Origin of the sequence: Limosilactobacillus reuteri subsp. simiae, assembly GCF_020784875.1 — a bacterium.
In the GTDB taxonomy this organism is placed as follows: domain Bacteria; phylum Bacillota; class Bacilli; order Lactobacillales; family Lactobacillaceae; genus Limosilactobacillus; species Limosilactobacillus reuteri_H.
The window spans coordinates 138,795-157,500 of record NZ_JAJGUI010000096.1; the positions used below are offsets into that span (position 1 = coordinate 138,795).

Below are 18,706 nucleotides of genomic sequence, written 5' to 3' on the forward strand. Positions count from 1 at the left end.
TATTTGTGGTTACATCGCTAATAGGTTCATCATAGTTGAGGTCAATGGATGTTCTAAAACTAAATCCATCCCCACTGCCGCTTTTTTCTTTGGCCCAACCAATTCTTCTCTTACGGAGTCCGGTTGAATATAAGCAGGACCTAAATAATAAAATTCTTTGCCAACTGCATCACTCTGTTTTACAAATAAGTGTAATTTTACTTGCGGCTTACCCTCTTTTACTCCTGCAAGCAACCGCTGCACCTCATCAGATGAAAGATGGCGAGGTGTCCGTGTGTACCAGCGCAACGAACGGCCATCTTGGAGTTGATTATTATAGATAGCGTTTCTTTTTTCTTCTGCATCCTTATGGTAGGTAATGAAAATCGGACACACATCTTCTGCCACCCGATACCCATATAACGGCGCACTTACATCGAGGGGCCAATTTAATAAGCGACAAACATCTTTGCGATCATATTGCTGATAAAGGGTAAATGCTTGCTTGAGATCATATTGCTTGGCGATTTCAAGGCCCGTTGTTAATACATCGGTAAACAAGCGCTTGAAATCATTGTGACTTTCTAGTCCTGCTCGAATTTTTGAATTTAACTGATACGTTAACAAATCTAGATAATCAACAATCGGCTGTCCGCCATACTGATCCTTTTTTAACTGTTTACCAGCTTTTACATTAAAGAATTGCAAACTTAAAATATCATCAACTGATTGTAAAACAGCGGGTGTAACGCGAATATTTTGTTGCTTTAATTCTGCTTTAAAAGCATCAATTGAACACGTACCGCGAAGTAAGCGTTGAAGGAGAATCAATTCATGTGGCCGTTTACCGTTAAGCAGCTCTTTAGTTAAAAAGGCTAGTACTTGACGCTCATAATTAGTTAATTTAAGTTCTATCCCCATCTTTTCTAAGAAGTCACCATAATGGTTGAGCTGGGAATTTTGCGCAAATACGCGGGGATCAACAGAACCATAACGATAAAAGTCATCCAGCAAGGGTGTTCTCCCTAGTTGGTTAGTTAAATCATGGTATGCCTGCCGCAATTCACGCATCGAGTCCAATTTAACTTTATCAAGGGAAGCTAAAATTTGTTCTTCGGCAACCTTCGTAAAGTTAATGGTTGAAACATCAAAATTCGTTGGCACCTTAACTTCACGCCGCGCTTGATCCTTACTTCGGCTATTGTCCTGGTTAAGCGCAAGAGGAATCATGTAATTATGCTGGTAATTTCCAATAAAATCAATAACTGTCACAAAATCTTTACCAGGATATTGACGCAAGCCGCGCCCGAGTTGTTGGGTAAAGACAATTGGTGATTGGGTATTACGCATCATTACAATCTGATTTACAGATGGGATGTCGACCCCTTCATTAAAAAGATCGACGGTAATGATATACTCAATCTTTCCTGCTTCTAATTGCTCAACTGCCTTTGCTCGCTCTTGACTACTGCTTTGATTTGTCAATGCAATCGCAGGATGGTTAGCCGTGCTAAATTGGACCGCCAATTCTTTTGCCTCTGCCTGCCGACTACAAAATACTAATCCCCGAGGCTGATCGCCACAATATCCATAGTAGTCTAATTGATCAAGGACATAATCAACCCGTTTCGAAGCAATCAATCGGTTTAACTTAGAAGTCTCAGTAATAACCTCTCCATCAACTTCATAATCGGTGACCCCTACATAATGAAAAGGAGTTAACATTTTAGCAGCTAATGCATCTTTCAGACGAATTTCATAAGCCAAATGATAATCAAACAGTTTAAATACATCTTGATTGTCCATTCGTTCAGGAGTTGCAGTCATCCCCAACCAAAATTGCGGCATAAAGTAGTTTAAAATCCGTTGATAACTAGGTGCTGCTGCACGATGGGCCTCATCGATCAAAATGTAGTCAAATTCGGTAGCCTTAAGCTTATCCAGCACTGCTTGTTGGCTTAGTGTTTGGACAGTTGCAAATAAATATTTAGTATTCCAATCATGGCAATTACCTGTCAGCAATCCATAATCAGTTTTCTTGCCGCCAATAACTCGTCGAAAACTAGCTAACGATTTTTTGGCAATTTGTTCTCGATGAACGATATATAAGAAACGGCGCGGCTGATATTTTTTAACCGCAAATGCTCCCAGATATGTTTTTCCAGTTCCCGTTGCTGAAACGACCAGTCCTTTTTTTGCGCCAGTTTTTATCAGATTGCTTAATTGTCCTAAAGCGGCTTGTTGCATTTGATTAGGGTCAATTGGTTTTAATTTTTCTGGTTGCGTCACCCTAGTCTTTGGTGGTTGCCAATTCTTGCGATACGCCGCAATCCACTCTGACGTTAGAACAGTACTCTCATGTTTAACAGCGTTCAATTCCGCCGTTAGTTGTTGAAAAAGGCTTCCTTCTTGGCGGGAGCTTAATTTCAAATTCCACTCCTTATTAACTAATAAAGCAGACCGTGTAAAATTAGCACTCCCAATAATTACGGTCTGATATTTCCCATGATCAAATAAATACCCCTTAGTATGAAATCCATTAAGATCAGCAATCCTGACCGTTAAATTAGGAATTTTTTGCAGTTCTTCAAACATCGCGGGGTGATTAAAATTCAAGTAATCACTGGTAATGATCGTCCCTTGTACCCCCTGCTGTGCTAAGTCAGCCATCACTGCCTTAAATGGAACCAACATATCTAACGTAATAAAGGCGACTGACCACGTAAAGTTTTTACATGACAGTAATTCGTGCCGTAACGTTTGCCAAATTGTTGATGATTGGTTATTGGTTAATAATTGCGGACCTAGCAGCGTATTGCCTTGATATTGAGTACTAATAAGTCCATTCAAAATTGCGTCTTGCAGCACTGAATTGTCCATGAAATCCACCTTTCTAAAAATCAGCTAAGAAATAAAAGCGAACCACAAATAACGCCACAAATAAACCCGATAATCACATCACGGGGAAAATGAACTCCGCCAATCACTCTCGTAATAGCAGAAACAACAGCTAGAGCGAGTAGGGTTATTCCTAAAATCAAATTTAGCCTTAACCCACACATCGCAATAACAGTCGCAGAAAAAACATGACGACTAGGCAATGAATCACCAGTTTTTTGCCGTCGAATTAAGGAATTAATCGGAAATTTTTCGTATGGTCGTGGCGCGTCAATCCGTTGGCGAATAAAAGAAAGTAGAATAAAGCCAATACCAGGAATAAGCAGAAAAGGCCCTGCTTTCAAGACATCATTTTTCCCCACCCATACTAATATAACGATATAGGCAACGTACATAACCCACACAACAAATTTATTAACCGCCCGTAATAACGGAATTGTCCACGAGTGTCGATAAAAAGGAGCTGTAATATGCTGATAAAACTGTAGATAATCTTTTTTCATTATGGCAAATCATTCCCGGCCGCAAGATATAGGTCATACCATTCTTGGCTCGTCAACGTAATATCGCTCCCCTTAGCACTGTCAATAATATGAGCCGGTGTCATAGTACCAAGCAACACTTGCATATGCGCGGGGTGCCGTAAAATCCATGCAACGGCAATTGCATTTTTACTTACCTTATATTTTTGCGCAAGAGTTTCTAACATTGCGTTTAGTTCAGGGAATTGATCATTATTAATAAACGTCCCAGCAAATGTACCGTACTGGAAAGGTGACCATGTTTGAATCGTCATCCGTTTTCGACGCGTGTATTCTAATAATCCCCCGTCACGATTAATTGCAGCATCATCAGTCATGTTTGTATGCAGGCCAAAATCAATCATCCCCGTATGCTTTAAACCAAACTGTACCTGATCAATCAAAAGCCGTTGATTTGTCGCCGCTTGAAGGAGCGCAATTTGTTGCGGATTAAAATTTGATACTCCAAAATGGCGGACTTTCCCAGATGCTTGAAGTTGGTCAAAGGCTTCTGCTATTTCTGCGGGCTCCATTAAGGGGTCTGGACGATGAATCAAAAATGAATCAAGATAATCAATCCCCATTCGTTGCAAAATTCCATCAACAGCAGCGATTAAATGCTTCTTTGATGAATCATACCGCGTTATTTTGTTATCTGCGTTCGCAAAAAGGCCTCCTTTTGACTGAATGTAAAAGTCATCACGGGTAAAACTGCTTTTCTTTAACGCTTCACCAAAATGGATTTCTGACGATCCGCGTCCTAACTTTGGATCATTGCCATAAATATCAGCTGAATCAATAAAATTTATTCTAGCATCGTGGGCGGCTTCTAAGGCATCGATCGCTTTGGGCACTGCTAATGTCCCCATCCGCATAATACCTAATGCAACGTTCGATACTTCCCAATTTGTTCCACCAATTTGTACGTTTTTCATAATTAAAGCCCCTTTTTTCTTTCTCCATCTTATCCTGTTTCTATTTTAAATTATTCATTTACGTTTTGCCATTTATTCAAAATCAAATTCGGATTACGTTAAAATTTAAGCATGCAACTGGAACACCCAGGGCTTCAATCATACTTAGAATAATCTAACATTTAGCATTGTTTTACCAACAAAATTCACGATCTCTCAATAATGAAAACGCTAAACTAAGGGTGAACAATAAATTCGAAAGGAAGTTATCATCTATGCCTATTAAGTATCACCAAATGAGTCGTGAATTTCACTTATACAATAATCAAATAAGTTACATTATCAAGATTCTTCGTAACGATCAATTAGGGCAGCTTTTTTTTGGTCAACGTGTTCCTGACCGTCCTAATCACGATTATTTAGTCGAAAATACGTATCGGCCAGTTACTTCATATGTGGATGATAACAATTATTCTTTTTCATTAGGTAATTTAAAACAAGAATATCCTACTTACGGAACAACTGACTATCGTATGCCGGCTTTTGAAGTTAAACAACCAAACGGGAGCACTATTACTAATTTTAAATATGTTTCGCACAAAATTTTTCCTGGGAAACCACAGCTTGATAATTTGCCCGCCACCTATACCGAAGACGACAATGAAGCAACAACTCTTGAGATACTCCTTCATGACTCCCTTATTAATGTTGACCTCGTCCTAAGATACACTATCTTCAACCATTACAATGCCATTGCGCGGAGTGTCAAATTTATCAATCACAGCGAAAAATCTTATCAACTAACAACTGCCATGAGTTTAAACCTCGATTTGCCAGATGATAATTATGATTGGCTACAATTTTCTGGAGCATGGGGCCGTGAACGACAATTAAAATCGGCTCACCTTCGTCCAGGTATTCAATCAGTTAACAGTACTCGAGGCGCTTCTAGTCACATGGAAAATCCATTTGTTATTCTTAAAAGGCCCCACACAGATGATTTTCAAGGTGAAGCATATGGTTTTTCTTTAATTTATAGCGGGAATTTTCTTGCCCAAGCTGAAGTTGATCCTTATAAAGTTACACGAGTTCAGCTTGGTATCAACCCATTTCATTTTTCTTGGAAACTTGATTCGCAACAATCATTTCAAACTCCAGAAGCCGTAATGGTTTATACCCATAACGGACTTAATGATCTCAGTCAAAATTTCCACCAGCTCTATCAACACCGATTAGTTCGCGGATATTGGCGTGATCGGCAACGTCCAATTCTTATTAACAACTGGGAGGCAACCTATTTTGATTTTACTGAAGAAAAACTACTGACTCTGGCAAAGACTGCTAAGAATTTAGGAGTTGAACTTTTTGTCCTTGATGACGGCTGGTTTGGTAAACGGACAACTGAAACAGCCGGTTTAGGTGACTGGTGGGTTAATCGGGACCGCCTTCCAGCTGGGATTAGTGGTTTATCAGCTAAAATCCATGATTTAGGAATGATGTTTGGATTATGGTTTGAACCGGAAATGACTAATAAAGATAGTGACCTTTATCGTCAGCATCCTGACTATATCATTGAGACTCCTAACCGGCATGCATCCCAGGGACGAAAACAATACGTCCTTGATTTCTCACGATCAGAAGTAGTGGATTATGTATATCAATTAATGGCAAAGGTTTTACGTGAAGGTAAAGTTGATTATGTGAAATGGGATATGAATCGAAATATTACCGAATGCTTTTCAGCTGCATACCCCGCTGATCAACAAGGAGAAATTTTTCACCGTTATATTTTAGGCGTTTATCGTCTTTACGACCGCTTAATTCACGAATTTCCGCAAATCTTATTTGAGTCTTGTGCCAGTGGCGGAGGACGTTTTGACGCTGGAATGCTTTACTACGCTCCCCAAGCTTGGACAAGTGATGATTCGGATGCAATTGAACGCTTAAAAATTCAAACAGGAACATCATACTGTTATCCTACTAGTTCAATGGGCGCTCATGTCTCAGTCTCACCAAATGAACAATTACAACGACAAACTCCGCTTAAAACCCGTGCTGATGTCGCCTACTTTGGTGCATTTGGTTATGAATTAGACCTTAATGCTTTATCAACCGAAGAATTAGCCCAAATTAAACGCCAAATTGCCTTTATGAAAGAGCATCGGCAACTTTTTCAATTCGGGACTTTCTACCGCTTACAGACACCTTTTGAAAGTAACATTGTCTCCTGGCTGGTTGTTTCTCCTGATAAAAGACATGCAATCATGGGATATTTCAAAATTCTAAATGATGTCAATGCTGAATACCGTCTGCAACGTGTTCCCGGTCTAAATCCTTCAACAGAGTATAAAGTTAAGGAAGAAGCTGGCGATAGTCTTGGCTCCTTTAGTGGTAGTGAACTTGCTAAGATCGGGCTCGTTACTACTGATGCCTCAGCTGGTGAAAATAAGGAAACAACCGATTTCTATAGTAAGTTATTTATCTTTGACGCAGAATAAAAGCGAGGTTTGCTTATGTATCAATTAAAACGAATAATCATGGCATTCCTAGGTGTAACACTCTGTGGATTTTGCGTTGGCATGCTGCAAAAGGCTAATCTGGGAGTTGATCCCTTCACCTGCTTTGTCACCGGAATTGCTAATATTTTCAGTTCGACTTACTCAACCTTTTATTTAATTTTAACAGGAACGCTATTGCTTCTTGTACTAATCTTACGCCGGCATTATATCGGAATTGCAACAATAATTAATCTTCTTTTCACCGGAATAGCGGCCGATGCGATGCACGCAATTTTAGATATAGTAATCCCCCATCCTTCTCTTACTATTCGATGGTGTCTTATGCTGGTTGCGATTATTTTCACTTGCTTAGCAGCCGCTCTATACTTTACAGCTGATCTCGGTGTTTCTGCCTATGATGCAATTGCGCTTATTGCCGCCTATAAATACCAACTTTTACCGTTTAAGTATTGTCGAATTATTACTGACAGCATCTGCGTTCTCGTGGGGTTTGCTTTTAACGTTACGCTGGGTGTTGGTACAATAATCACCGCCCTTTTCATGGGACCGTTAACGCAATGGTTCAAAAGCCATATTGCAGAGCCAATACTCGCTCATGATCAGGTAAAAACTGTACTCTAAGTGCCAATAGTTTCTAATGTTTAAGAAATTGAACGTTAGAAGCTATTTTATTTTCACTTGCTGCCGATATTGACGTGGACTAATTCCATAGGTTCGTTTAAAAACGCGTGTAAATGAATTTGTTCGCTGATAACCACATTGTTCAGCCACTTGATCAATACTGATATCAGATGACTCTAAAAGGTGCCGCGCCTTAGTAATCCTAAAATTCTGAATATATTCACTCGGCGTTAAATCCAAGTCTTGCTTAAATAAAGAAGTAAGATAACTTCGATTAAGATTAACAGCTTGTGCAAGACTTTCGACCGTTACTTTTGACAAATGATGGCTGATATACTGAATTGCCTGTGTCACATACTGATTTTTCTCTGAATTAGCTTGTTGAATATTAGCAACTGTTCCCGCAGCAATATAACTCAAAAAGCGAAAAAAGCAACTTAAAGCTCGTAAATTATTTTCCGTACTTAACTTATCAAGTGTCAGAATTTCATTAACACAGTTAGCAAGCTCATAGGAGTTATCACTATTAAACACTGGTCTTGTTTCTGAAAGATTAATCTGATCAAGCCAAGTTGCTGCACTCTTTCCAGTAAATCCTAACCATACGTAAGACCATGGTGTTTCCTCATCCGCAATATAGGTAGTCCGACAATTAGGAACAATTAAAAATCCTTGACCAGCATGAAGATGATAAGTAACATTATTCACTTTAAATATTCCTGATCCAGATAAAATGTAATGGATTAAATAGTACGGGCGAACTGCTGGACCATACTTATGTCCAGGCATTGTATCTGAACGGCCAACTGATGTCAGTCCTATTTCTGCCTGTGATGAAACAGTATAATCACGTGCGATAGCCCTTTCCATTGTTTATCTCCTCCATTTTAACGTTATTGATATCGTTTTCAAAAAGTATTAAAAAAAGACAGCTCAGATTAATCTGAACTGCCTTTTTAGGTCAGGGCGGTATGTGGGATTCGAACCCACGCGTGCCGGACCCACAAACCGGTGTGTTAACCAAACTTCACCAATACCGCCATAACAACTGTTAATAACTATAACATAAAATGACGGCAAAGAGAAATACTTTTTTTATTTTTCTTGGTCCTTTTTTAAATAATTGACCATTCGCAAGAAATTATCAACATCTAAACTTGCCCGACCGATTAATACTCCATCCACATCCGGCTTGTTCATAATCATTTCGATATTATCTGGATTGACACTGCCCCCATAAAGAATCCTGATCTTATCAGCAATCTCATAAGTATAGTTATCAGCAATCGTTCGCCGAATTTGACGGCATCCTTCTTCAGCAAGAACTGGATTAGCATGCTGACCATATCCAACTGCCCAACTTGGTTCATAGGAAACAACTACATTTTTTATTTGGTCAAGAGAAACGCCCCTCAATACACTCATTAATTGTTGGAAAACGTAATGAATCTCTCCGTTGACTTCTTTTTGAACCATCGTTTCATCCGTACAGATTATCGGGGTAACACCCATTTGAAGGGCTGCCAACACTTTTCGATTAACCAACTCATTATCCTCGTGGAATAGACGGCGCCGTTCAATATGACCCAGCATAACATAAGAAACGCCGGCATCAGCTAGTCCGCGCAGACTAATCTCACCAGTGAAAGCTCCCGAATATTCAGCAGCTGCATTTTGCGCGATTATCTTTAATCCTGAATCATCAGCAGCCTGAACCATACTGGGTAATGCAAAGGCTTGGGCCGCAATCCCTACTTCAACTTCTTTCGGATCCGGTAGTTTTCCTTTAATTGCGTCCACAAATTCAACCGATTCCTGGACATTCTTATGCATCTTCCAATTAGCAGCAATAAAGGGTTTTCGCATTTCTCGCCCCTCCTTTTAGTATTCATCTTTAAGTATCGCATATTTTTAACAACTATTTTGTTAAATATTAGCTAAATTTCTTGATCATTGCTATCCTAAGGTTAAAGCGTTTTCTTGAGGAGTATAAGAGAATGAAAAAAATATATAAATTAGCAGCTAATTTTAGCCATATTTTACGTCTATGTACAATCGGCGCACTAGCAATTCTAGGGATTTTATTAACTATTATCTTATTTACGGAAACTTTTTCGCTGATTCCCCTTATGCAAGATGGGAATACGGATCATGTTATTTTTAAGATTTTAGATCGTGTTATTGTCTTTTTTCTTTTCTTTTCATTTATGACAATGATAATTGCCGCGCTAAAACATCATGGCCGAATTGCGGTCGATTTCCTATTAAGCTTAGGAATTATGGCTTTAATCCGGGGACTAATTGCCGCCCACGGTCAGCCTTATGAAATTCTTACTAATTCGATTGCCATTTTATTGTTAATCATCGGCATGGTAATATTGAAACACTTTATGAAATAGGAGTCTTAATAATGAAGAACGCATACTTAATTCATGGTACGTCTACCCGTGATGACGACTGGTTCCCGTGGCTCGAAGAAGAAGCGAAACCAGTAATTACCCTTGATCGGATATGGTTACCAAATCCCTTCAATCCCCAACAAGCTGAATGGGATCAAGCGGTTGACGACCAAATTCATCCCCAAAATAACCTCATCCTCGTCGCTCATAGTCTCGGCTGCATTACGGCCCTTCGTTATATTGAACGTCATCATGTTAAAGATGCACGACTTTTACTGGTGGGAGCATTTGACAAAGGATTACCAGCTTATCCTGAATTAGATGAGTTTATGAAAGATCGGCCTCATTATGAGCATATACTCCCTAAACTTGCTAAAGCTACCATTATAACAGCTAAAGATGACCCAATCGCTCCCTATCAAAATAGCATTGCGGTCGCTAATAAAATTAGAGCAAAACTCATAGTTAAAGAAAAAGGCGGCCACTTTTTGACTAGTGACGGCTTCACAAAATTTCCTCTAGTCTTAAAAGAATTAAACAGATTAGCTAAATAGATTAATTTTATAAAGAAATAATTCGATTTTACTTAATAATTAAAATTCATTAATTCATATGATAGTTACTTATAATATTTTGCTTATAATCACTCCTTTCTTTCGTAGAAAAGCTCATTAAAAGCTTAGCCAATTATTATCGTCACTATTGCTAAGACCTGTTACAATACTTGATGGAGAGGGGAAAACAATCATTATAATTTGTTTTCCAAAAAGGCAACTGTAATTAGTTGTGCTGTAAAAAATATTTTAATTATGTAAAGGAGTTGTTCAATATGATGTCAATTATGAGTAATATGATCGCTGCAGTAAGTTTTATGGGACTGATTATTGCAACATGCGCCCACGTAATTAATAACCGGGCCTAGCAATTATTTTCATTATTATTTTTAGTAAAAGCTGAGAAAATCGTTTTCTCGGCTTTTATTTTTTGCGTTACAATTAAACTGATTTTATTAATCAAGGAAGTTCTTAAATTAATGACTAAATTTAAAAGACATACAACCGAAGAAATGAATAACTGGGAAAAAACGCAAGCAAATGAACTAGCAAAGATTCGAGCTTCCCAACACCATTTAATCTATAACTTGGTTGCTTATGTTGTTATTTCAATTATCGAGTACTGGTTAGCTGAAATAAGTAAATCGCAGACGTTACGAGCCGATGCCTTTAACAACCTTTCGGGAATTATCTCGACCTTTTTACTGATGATGGGCTTACACATTGCCCAGGATGTGGATGATGATGATATTATCGGCGCACGGTTGCCTTCTGGAAATTATCAAGCGCATATGGGATCTGACCAGCGAGTACAATTTGTTCGTTGGCGTTATGAGACAATTTTTTCCCTTGTCACAGCGGTCGTTATGGTTGCGATTGCCTTAAGCGTTATCATCGATGGCATTAAAAGTCTCCTCAATCCTGCAAGTCGGGTGGTTCCCCAACCAGTCGCATTGATTGGAGCCGGAATCGCGTCAGTTATTATGTTAGTTGTTTGGTATATGAATCGCCAAACAGGGCTTAAATTAAAAAACGCCGCGTTGCTTGCTTCTGCCCAAGATAGCCTGAGTGATGCTTTCACCAGTATTGGAACTTTGATTTCAATTGGCGGTGCTCTCCTCTTTAACCTTCGTTGGCTTGATGGTGCTACGAGTATTGTCGTTGGTTTCTTCATTCTGTATTCTGGACTAAAAATTTTCTTTGAAAGCAGTCTTAACTTAACCGACTACTTTGATCCGCGGGCTGAACAGGAATACCGCCAAACAATCACCAATATTCCACACGTTGTAAAAGTCGTCGAACTAAAAGCTCACTATAACGGAAATGTGGTCACGCTTGATGCTTCCGTGATGGTTAACGCTAAAATGACGATCCTCAAAAGTTTCCAATTATCAGAGCACATCGAAAATGTAATGCGAGAAAAATTTGGAATAATTGACACTGATATTTCTTTTGTCCCCGATCCTCATTCATTTTCTGATAAGGATATTTCTGGTGAATTTTAAAATTAGAGTTTGACAAAATCAAATTAGAATGTTTTAATAATTACAACTTAACTTGAAAGGAACGACTAACATGATTCAACACTCATTAACTTCAATCAAGTATTATAACAACTATGCTTACCGTGCATAATTGTCTGTACTCATTTAGGTACGGACAGCGGTGTTCGTACCTAAGCAGGGTTGTTTTAATGAGTCCTTTGCTAGGTACATTGATCTAGTAAGGGCGTGTAGTTTTCCGCGATTTTTATACTACCGTAATACCAACTAGATTAAGCAAATGCCGCTGATCTAGTTGGTATTTTTTATTAAAAAATAAGGAGAATTACACAATGAAAACTATTAACAAATCAAAAAATAGTTCTGAGCCAGTGATTGGTTTTAGCGAAAGTTTACTTATTCTTGGCGTTATTTTATGCATTTTAGGCTACCCTATTATTTTTAAGCACCAAGAACCGCAAGCACCATTATTTATTTCTTTTGTTTTGCTTGCTATTTACGGGCGAATTCGTGGATTTAAATGGGATACCGTGATGGGGGGAATGCGTCATGGTTTGCGAGCCGGTGTTGACCCTCTCATTATCTTTCTTTCTATCGGCGTCTTAATTGCTACCTGGATTTTCTCAGGAACTATTCCAACAATTATGTACTTTGGTTTTGAGATTATTTCTGTAAAGTTCTTCTTACCAACAGTTTTTATTGTTTGTACCCTTGTTGGGGTCGCGTGCGGAAGCTCATTTACCACTGTATCGACAATGGGAATCGCTTTTATTGGCATTGGCGCAACTCTTAAAATTAACCCCGGTTTAACTGCGGGGGTAATTGTTTCAGGGGCCTTTTGTGGTTCAAATATTTCCCCGCTTTCAGGAACAACCAACCTTGCCGCCAGTGTTGGTGAAATCAGTATCTACAAGCATATTAAATCCCTACTTACTACCGATATCCCTGCCTGGGCAATCTGTCTTATTCTTTACACCTTCCTAGGATTGAACTCCAAAAATGTTAGCTTAGGCGCCGTTCACCAAATGATGGCCGGGCTACAAAATGGGTTCTGGATCTCTGGATGGGCTCTTCTCCCAGTTCTGCTCCTAATCGTATTAGCCATTTTCCAAGTCCCTGCTATCCCTTCCCTTGGCCTTGGCTCACTCTTCGCGGTCGTACTTGGCTGGATTCATGCACCTAAAACCAGCCTTACTACGATTACTAATACCATCATGACTGGTTACGTCTCCCATACCGGTGATAAAACAATCGATACATTGCTTTCTAAAGGCGGTATCTCTAGTATGCTTACTTCTCTAGCATTAATTATCTTCGCGCTTGCTTTAGGTGGCTTATTGATCAAGTTCAATATTATTAGCGCTATCATCAATCACTTAACTGGGATTGTAAAGACACCTGGTCGATTAACATTTGCCACAGCACTTACTTGTATTGGGGTTAACCTCCTTGTTGGGGAACACTACCTTGCGATTATTCTTCCCGGGCAATCATTTCTTCCATCATTTGACAAATTAGGCTTAAAGCGGGTTGATTTAACCCGAATTCTCAATGATGCAGGGGCGGCAGTTAACGCAATTGTCCCATGGAGTGTTTCTGGGGTATTCATCGCTAGTACCTTACAAATCAATCCGTTGAGTTTCATTCCTTGGGCATTTTTCCCATTCCTCGTTACGATCCTAACTATCATTGCAGGAATGCTCGTAAAAGTCCCATTCAAAAGCCCTGCTGCAAACTTAGCAACTGAATAAATTGAATTTCAGATGTCATTACCATTTTCGTGTTATAGTGGTGATAGGATAACGAATAAACTCGTCATCTATTTTCATATCTCATTACACTCATACAGGAAGAGGCCGAGTCAATTCCCAGCTTCTTATAGGAGGGATTATTATTATGCGGTCATTTACTCACAATGAATTAGCGCAATATAACGGGCAAGAAGGTCGTCCAGCATATATTGGAGTTCGCGGAAATGTTTATGATGTTTCTGAAGTTCCAGAGTGGAAGGGCGCAGAAATCCACGGTAATGTTTTCGGCCATGATTTATCAGATGTCACCTATCAACAAGCAGCTAAAAAGTATTCACCGGTTTCAAAACTCCCAATTATTGGAAAATTAGTTGATTAATATTAAAAGGCATGAGAATTGATTTGCGTTCTCATGCCTTTTAGTATTTATTGTAGTTCCAATAACTATTCTGCATCAATAACAGTAATTCGTTCACGATGGTGGCGTGGTGCTAAAATTTCATTGACCACTAACTTCGCCATTGTCCCTGCAGTTACCTTTGATTCATTTTGTTCATTAAATAATAATTCATCCTGACCAAGAATATAATTAGTCGCAACTCCAGCTTCAAATATTGCTGAAGGTGAAATTCCTAGCCAGTCAATGTCAGAAATGGTTTCAAGATACTGTAATTCTTTTAACTGCTGGCGGGGTGTATTAATCCATGTCTCAGCACCAGGCATCTTTTCAATATCATCAACAAATAGATGCTTATCCTTACCAGTTTTAAGGCTTCCGGCACCGAGGATGAAAATTAACCGGATTTTATGTTTCCGGGCTAAAACTACTAATTTCTCAGCCAGTCTTACTTGCCGATCCGCATTCTCTGGACTAGTACCATATGCATCAACAATCACATCAAACCGCGACAACAAACTATCATTTAAGGCAAAAATGTCACCACTGATCAAATTAGCATCGGCACCAAGAATCTTTCTAGCCTTACTCTCATTTCGAACAATTCCAGTTACATTCAAATCTTTTTTCGTCGATGCTAATTTATAGATTGCGCTGCCTGCCATTCCAGAAGCACCAATTATTCCAACTCTTATCATGACTATCCCTCCTTGGACTATATTCCCTTCATGAATAACTCTATCACGAGGAAGTATTCTTGCCAAAGAAAAGGCTTCCTATTCGTTACTAGCTAAATAATGGCGAATATTCCGAATGCATTTATTAAACTCAACCCATTCATTAAAATTCAGGTCAAGGTCTTTCACTTGATAGCGATCAGGTGGCGTAATGACTGCTCGTTCTTGTCCATGATATTTAAGAATTAGTTGTGCGTCTACTTGTTCTAATGTATAGCCACGTCCATGAAGCCAATTTTGGAGCGCTTTTAAGGTTGCTGTATTCATTGCGTTTCCTCCTCATCCTTATTTTATTATAAAGACTTTTCTAACAAATAGCTAAATCCAACCAAAAATGCCATAATTAGAGAAAAGATTAGAGAGGAGTTTTATATATGCAGACAGTTGTTATTACTGGTGGAACCTCTGGGATTGGTCTTGCCACTGCTGATATTTTTCTTAAAAACGGGTGGAATGCGGTGCTTATCGGTCGTGATGCAGAAAAGGGAATGCAAGTTGAACGACAATTAGGCGAAACGTATTCTCCGGCACAAGTTGCTTTTATTCAAGCCGATATTAGTAAATCAAGTGAGGTTGAACATGTTAAGCAAATAACCCTCAATAAATTTAAAACCGTTGATGCGATTATCAATAATGCAGGAATCGTTATTCACGGCGAGGTTCATGAAACAAGTGAAGAAGATTGGGATAAAATCTTTAATGTTGATGTTAAGGGAACTTTCCTTATTAGCAAAGCCTTCTTGCCAACAATGATTGAACAAGATCATGGTAGTATCGTTAATATTTCCTCTGTCTCAGGAATGGCTGGTGATCGAGCAATGGCTGCTTATAATGCCGCCAAGGGAGCGATTATTAACATGACTCGGGCAATGGCAATTGATTACGGTAAAAATAATATTCGCGTAAATGTTGTTGCACCTGGTCCGACTAATACCCCGCTTTTTCACCAAGATAAACAAAAATTCGCAAAGAACAGTCCGTTAAATCGGATTGTTGAACCCGAAGAAGTCGCCGCTGCAATTTATTTTGTTACTAGCCCAGCTGCTAGTGCAATCACGGGAGAAGTAATTCCTGTAACAGCCGGCTTTGAAATCTCAACTGGACAACCAATGTAAATAATAAAGCCACTAGTAGCACTTAATGTGTGTTACCAGTGGCTTTATTATTTATGACTTGCCCCAAATTTTTACATCAATTTTTAACGGGGACATAAATTTTTATCTAATAACTATAGGCAGTAAGTTTTCTCACTAATTCCTCTAAACAAGATATTATTTAGTATAATCCACATCCTTTGTTTCTTTTGTCAATAACCAAGAAATAACTGCTAGTACTGATAAAACTAGCATATAATATCCAGCCGAATGTAATCCATAATTAGCAATTAACCAAGTTGTTACAGTTGGAGCAACGGCTGCCCCAACCACTGCAGCTAAGTTGTAAGTAATTCCTGCACCAGAATAGCGAACTCTGGTTGGGAACAGTTCAGGCAAGACAGCTCCGACTGGACCATAAAGAGTACCCATCACTAAGAATCCTAGTCCTAAGAAGAGTAAAACGCCAACTAAGTTATGTTGTCCTGTAAGAAAATATGGGAATACCAAGGAATAGCCAACTAGTGCTACTGACGCAGTTAATAAAACTTTTTTCCGGCCAACACGATCCGCTAATACAGAAGTTAGCATGATCAAAACAGCGAATTCAACAATTGCACCCATTAATAATAATAAAAATTCCGAAGAGGTAAAACCTAAAGCTGTTGTAGCATATGATAATGACCAGGTTGTTAATGTAAAGAATAGTGCATAGGTTGCTCCCATGATGAAAGTTCCCTTTAAGATTTCACACCAATTAGATTTGAATACTTCACGAAGAGGCGAAACAGTTGTGTTATCACGTTCTTGAGCCAACTTAAATAAAGGTGTTTCCTGTAAACGACGTCGGACATATAACCCTATAACGACTAAAACAGCTGAGGCCCAAAAAGGAATTCGCCAACCAAACGTCATCATTTGCGTTGGTGTTAGTACCCGTTCTAAAGCAAAGAATAAGCCATTGCATAGGAAGAATCCGATTGGTGCTCCTACTTCCGGAAATGCACCATATAATGCCCGCTTATTAGCCGGAGCATTTTCAGTAGCTACTAATACAGCCCCGGACCATTCACCACCAAGCCCGATTCCTTGGACAAACCGACAAAGGCAAAGTAACAATGCTCCCCAAACGCCGATAACCTGATAGCTAGGAATGAAACCAATGGCTACCGTCGCCACTCCCATTACTAAAAGTGAGACCACAAGTGTTTTCTTGCGTCCTAAACGATCACCATAATGTCCAAATAGGAAGGAACCTACCGGGCGTGCTACAAAGGCCACTCCAAAAGTTAACAAACTTAAAAGTGTTGCAAGTAAAGGGGTCATTTGCGGAAAGAAAATTTTGGGAAAATAAGCAGCAGATGCAGTCCCGTAAGCGTAAAAATCGAAAAACTCAATTGCCGTTCCCATCATCGAAGCCAAAATTACTGTCTTGACAGGATCACGTTTTATATTAAGCTTGCTGTTTGTCTGCGGGGTGTTAGTTACTGTACTATCCATAGTATTTACCTCTCATTTCAGTTTAATTTACGATCTATTATCACTTCTAGTCTTAATTTCACTTTCCATTTTTCCACATCCCTTCAATAAAAAAACCAGCTAACTGTTGAACAGTCCGCTGGCCGACAGAAATGTCTCTCCCACTATCACTGTTCACATCCCTAGTATGGTGATGCGAACAGCACTAATTATTCGCATCATCTAATTAATGATCCGAATAATAATAATATTTACGTGTACATTAGTAGTAAATGACATTAATCTGTTCTCGCTTTCGTCTTAATTAATAGTATGATCTTATCATAGTTATAATTAGAAATCAATAAAAATTCACATCTATTTTTAATCTTCATAGAATATCAATAAAAATTCGAAATAGTTTTATAAACTGTGCCACTGATAAGTTTTATAATATCATTTTCAATGACTGTTTACCTTCTTAAATCTATTTGTACACAAAGAATCTGCTATAAAGCCTATTAAACCAATAGTTCCTGCAATCTCTCGACGCAAGTTCGTGCACACGTTTTTCGTGTGCATAGCTGTGTGTATGATATTCTTAAATAAACAAAAACAGTCCTTGATACATCTTCGTAAAACGTTGATATATCAAGGACTAATAAACTTTGTAAGTTTTAATAATGCTGACTAGAGGATTCGAACCTCCGACCTCATCATTACTAGTGACGTGCTCTGCCAACTGAGCTAAGTCAGCATAATAACAATTCCTAATTAATTATACCAGAAACTGTTATTAAAGAAAAGACGCGAATCGTTTAACCGGTTCACGTTTTGATCGCATGGCAACGTCCTATCCTCGCAGGGAGCGATCCCCCAACTACTTTCGGCGTGTTGAAGCTTAACTTCTGTGTTCGGCATGGGTACAGGTGTATCCTTCAAGCCATCATCACCACACTCTTTGTCCTTTCGGACGAGAGCTTGTGCTCTCAAAACTAAATCCTATCTATTCTCTTCCAATAAACCTTACCGCTCCTTGGTTAAGTCCTCGACCGATTAGTAATGGTCCGCTCCATGCCTCACGGCACTTCCACTTCCATCCTATCTACCTCATCATCTCTGAGGGGTCTTACTTTCCCGAAGGAAATGGGAAATCTCATCTCGAGGCGAGTTTCACACTTAGATGCTTTCAGCGTTTATCTCGTCCATACATAGCTACCCAGCGGTGCTCCTGGCGGAACAACTGGTACACCAGCGGTATGTCCATCCCGGTCCTCTCGTACTAAGGACAGGTCCTCTCAAATTTCCTACGCCCGCGACGGATAGGGACCGAACTGTCTCACGACGTTCTGAACCCAGCTC

16 protein-coding genes, 2 tRNA genes and 2 rRNA genes (1 of these 20 running past the window's edge) are annotated in these 18,706 nt (G+C 39.2%); 8 read left to right on the forward strand and 12 right to left on the reverse strand.

Features of this window, described 5'->3' with window-relative positions; genetic code table 11:
• Nucleotides 1–9: 9 nt before the first annotated feature.
• The 3 genes from LMC10_RS04090 to LMC10_RS04100 are packed head-to-tail and all read right to left on the reverse strand — an operon-like array spanning nucleotide 10 to nucleotide 4,333.
• Entirely contained in the window at nucleotides 10–2,859 is a 2,850-nt protein-coding gene (locus LMC10_RS04090; RefSeq protein ID WP_229269005.1) for a DEAD/DEAH box helicase, read from the reverse strand.
• Between the two features lie 20 nt (nucleotides 2,860–2,879).
• Nucleotides 2,880–3,380 (reverse strand): phosphatase PAP2 family protein, encoded by a 501-nt coding sequence (locus tag LMC10_RS04095; protein WP_229269006.1) that lies wholly within the window; start codon nucleotides 3,378–3,380, stop codon nucleotides 2,880–2,882.
• Nucleotides 3,380–4,333: an aldo/keto reductase gene (locus LMC10_RS04100; RefSeq protein ID WP_229269007.1), complete on the reverse strand. Its 954-nt coding sequence runs from the start codon at nucleotides 4,331–4,333 to the stop codon at nucleotides 3,380–3,382. The genes LMC10_RS04095 and LMC10_RS04100 overlap by 1 nt, the downstream gene beginning before the upstream one ends.
• Before the next feature lie 254 nt (nucleotides 4,334–4,587).
• Here LMC10_RS04100 and LMC10_RS04105 point away from each other — a divergent pair, with 254 nt between their 5' ends.
• Both LMC10_RS04105 and LMC10_RS04110 read left to right on the forward strand, forming a co-directional pair.
• The gene (locus tag LMC10_RS04105) at nucleotides 4,588–6,810 is read left to right on the forward strand and encodes an alpha-galactosidase (protein ID WP_229269008.1); all 2,223 of its coding nucleotides are present in this window, start codon (nucleotides 4,588–4,590) and stop codon (nucleotides 6,808–6,810) included.
• Nucleotides 6,811–6,825: 15 nt separating this feature from the next.
• Entirely contained in the window at nucleotides 6,826–7,452 is a 627-nt protein-coding gene (locus tag LMC10_RS04110) for a YczE/YyaS/YitT family protein (RefSeq protein WP_229269009.1), read from the forward strand.
• Between the two features lie 42 nt (nucleotides 7,453–7,494).
• Here LMC10_RS04110 and LMC10_RS04115 read toward each other — a convergent pair whose 3' ends face one another.
• The 3 genes from LMC10_RS04115 to tpiA form a co-directional block, all read right to left on the reverse strand.
• Entirely contained in the window at nucleotides 7,495–8,322 is an 828-nt protein-coding gene (locus tag LMC10_RS04115; RefSeq protein WP_229269010.1) for an AraC family transcriptional regulator, read from the reverse strand.
• A gap of 95 nt (nucleotides 8,323–8,417) precedes the next feature.
• A tRNA-His gene (locus LMC10_RS04120) sits at nucleotides 8,418–8,492 on the reverse strand.
• 55 nt (nucleotides 8,493–8,547) lie between these two features.
• On the reverse strand, nucleotides 8,548–9,318 hold the full coding sequence (gene tpiA, locus LMC10_RS04125) for a triose-phosphate isomerase (protein ID WP_229269011.1): 771 nt from the start codon (nucleotides 9,316–9,318) through the stop codon (nucleotides 8,548–8,550).
• A gap of 131 nt (nucleotides 9,319–9,449) precedes the next feature.
• Here tpiA and psiE point away from each other — a divergent pair, with 131 nt between their 5' ends.
• The 5 genes from psiE to LMC10_RS04150 all read left to right on the forward strand — a co-directional run bounded on the left by psiE (nucleotide 9,450) and on the right by LMC10_RS04150 (nucleotide 14,037).
• On the forward strand, nucleotides 9,450–9,851 hold the full coding sequence (psiE, locus tag LMC10_RS04130) for a phosphate-starvation-inducible protein PsiE (protein ID WP_019252843.1): 402 nt from the start codon (nucleotides 9,450–9,452) through the stop codon (nucleotides 9,849–9,851).
• Between the two features lie 11 nt (nucleotides 9,852–9,862).
• Nucleotides 9,863–10,405, forward strand: coding sequence for an RBBP9/YdeN family alpha/beta hydrolase (locus LMC10_RS04135; protein ID WP_229269012.1), 543 nt, complete (start codon nucleotides 9,863–9,865; stop codon nucleotides 10,403–10,405).
• Between the two features lie 479 nt (nucleotides 10,406–10,884).
• Nucleotides 10,885–11,910: a cation diffusion facilitator family transporter gene (locus LMC10_RS04140; RefSeq protein WP_019252841.1), complete on the forward strand. Its 1,026-nt coding sequence runs from the start codon at nucleotides 10,885–10,887 to the stop codon at nucleotides 11,908–11,910.
• A gap of 329 nt (nucleotides 11,911–12,239) precedes the next feature.
• Nucleotides 12,240–13,658 (forward strand): Na+/H+ antiporter NhaC family protein, encoded by a 1,419-nt coding sequence (locus tag LMC10_RS04145; RefSeq protein ID WP_229269013.1) that lies wholly within the window; start codon nucleotides 12,240–12,242, stop codon nucleotides 13,656–13,658.
• Between the two features lie 145 nt (nucleotides 13,659–13,803).
• Nucleotides 13,804–14,037 (forward strand): cytochrome b5 domain-containing protein, encoded by a 234-nt coding sequence (locus LMC10_RS04150; RefSeq protein WP_003665459.1) that lies wholly within the window; start codon nucleotides 13,804–13,806, stop codon nucleotides 14,035–14,037.
• 65 nt (nucleotides 14,038–14,102) lie between these two features.
• Here LMC10_RS04150 and LMC10_RS04155 read toward each other — a convergent pair whose 3' ends face one another.
• Both LMC10_RS04155 and LMC10_RS04160 read right to left on the reverse strand, forming a co-directional pair.
• Nucleotides 14,103–14,753 carry an NAD(P)-dependent oxidoreductase gene (locus LMC10_RS04155; protein WP_035155687.1) on the reverse strand — a complete coding sequence of 217 codons (651 nt, stop codon included), beginning with the start codon at nucleotides 14,751–14,753 and terminating at the stop codon, nucleotides 14,103–14,105.
• A 78-nt stretch (nucleotides 14,754–14,831) separates the two neighbouring features.
• A complete protein-coding gene (locus LMC10_RS04160) occupies nucleotides 14,832–15,059 on the reverse strand; it encodes a hypothetical protein (protein ID WP_003667122.1) in 228 nt (75 codons plus the stop codon).
• 107 nt (nucleotides 15,060–15,166) lie between these two features.
• Between LMC10_RS04160 and LMC10_RS04165 the strand changes: the two genes are divergently transcribed.
• Nucleotides 15,167–15,907, forward strand: coding sequence for an SDR family NAD(P)-dependent oxidoreductase (locus tag LMC10_RS04165; protein WP_229269014.1), 741 nt, complete (start codon nucleotides 15,167–15,169; stop codon nucleotides 15,905–15,907).
• 156 nt (nucleotides 15,908–16,063) lie between these two features.
• Here LMC10_RS04165 and LMC10_RS04170 read toward each other — a convergent pair whose 3' ends face one another.
• The 4 genes from LMC10_RS04170 to LMC10_RS04185 form a co-directional block, all read right to left on the reverse strand.
• The gene (locus LMC10_RS04170) at nucleotides 16,064–17,386 is read right to left on the reverse strand and encodes an MFS transporter (RefSeq protein WP_229269015.1); all 1,323 of its coding nucleotides are present in this window, start codon (nucleotides 17,384–17,386) and stop codon (nucleotides 16,064–16,066) included.
• Between the two features lie 642 nt (nucleotides 17,387–18,028).
• Nucleotides 18,029–18,101 (reverse strand) — tRNA-Thr (locus LMC10_RS04175).
• An 83-nt stretch (nucleotides 18,102–18,184) separates the two neighbouring features.
• Nucleotides 18,185–18,301: ribosomal RNA gene (rrf, locus tag LMC10_RS04180) — 5S ribosomal RNA — on the reverse strand.
• 79 nt (nucleotides 18,302–18,380) lie between these two features.
• A 23S ribosomal RNA gene (locus LMC10_RS04185) occupies nucleotides 18,381–18,706 on the reverse strand; its annotated part runs 1,312 nt beyond the window's last position; the annotation flags it as partial.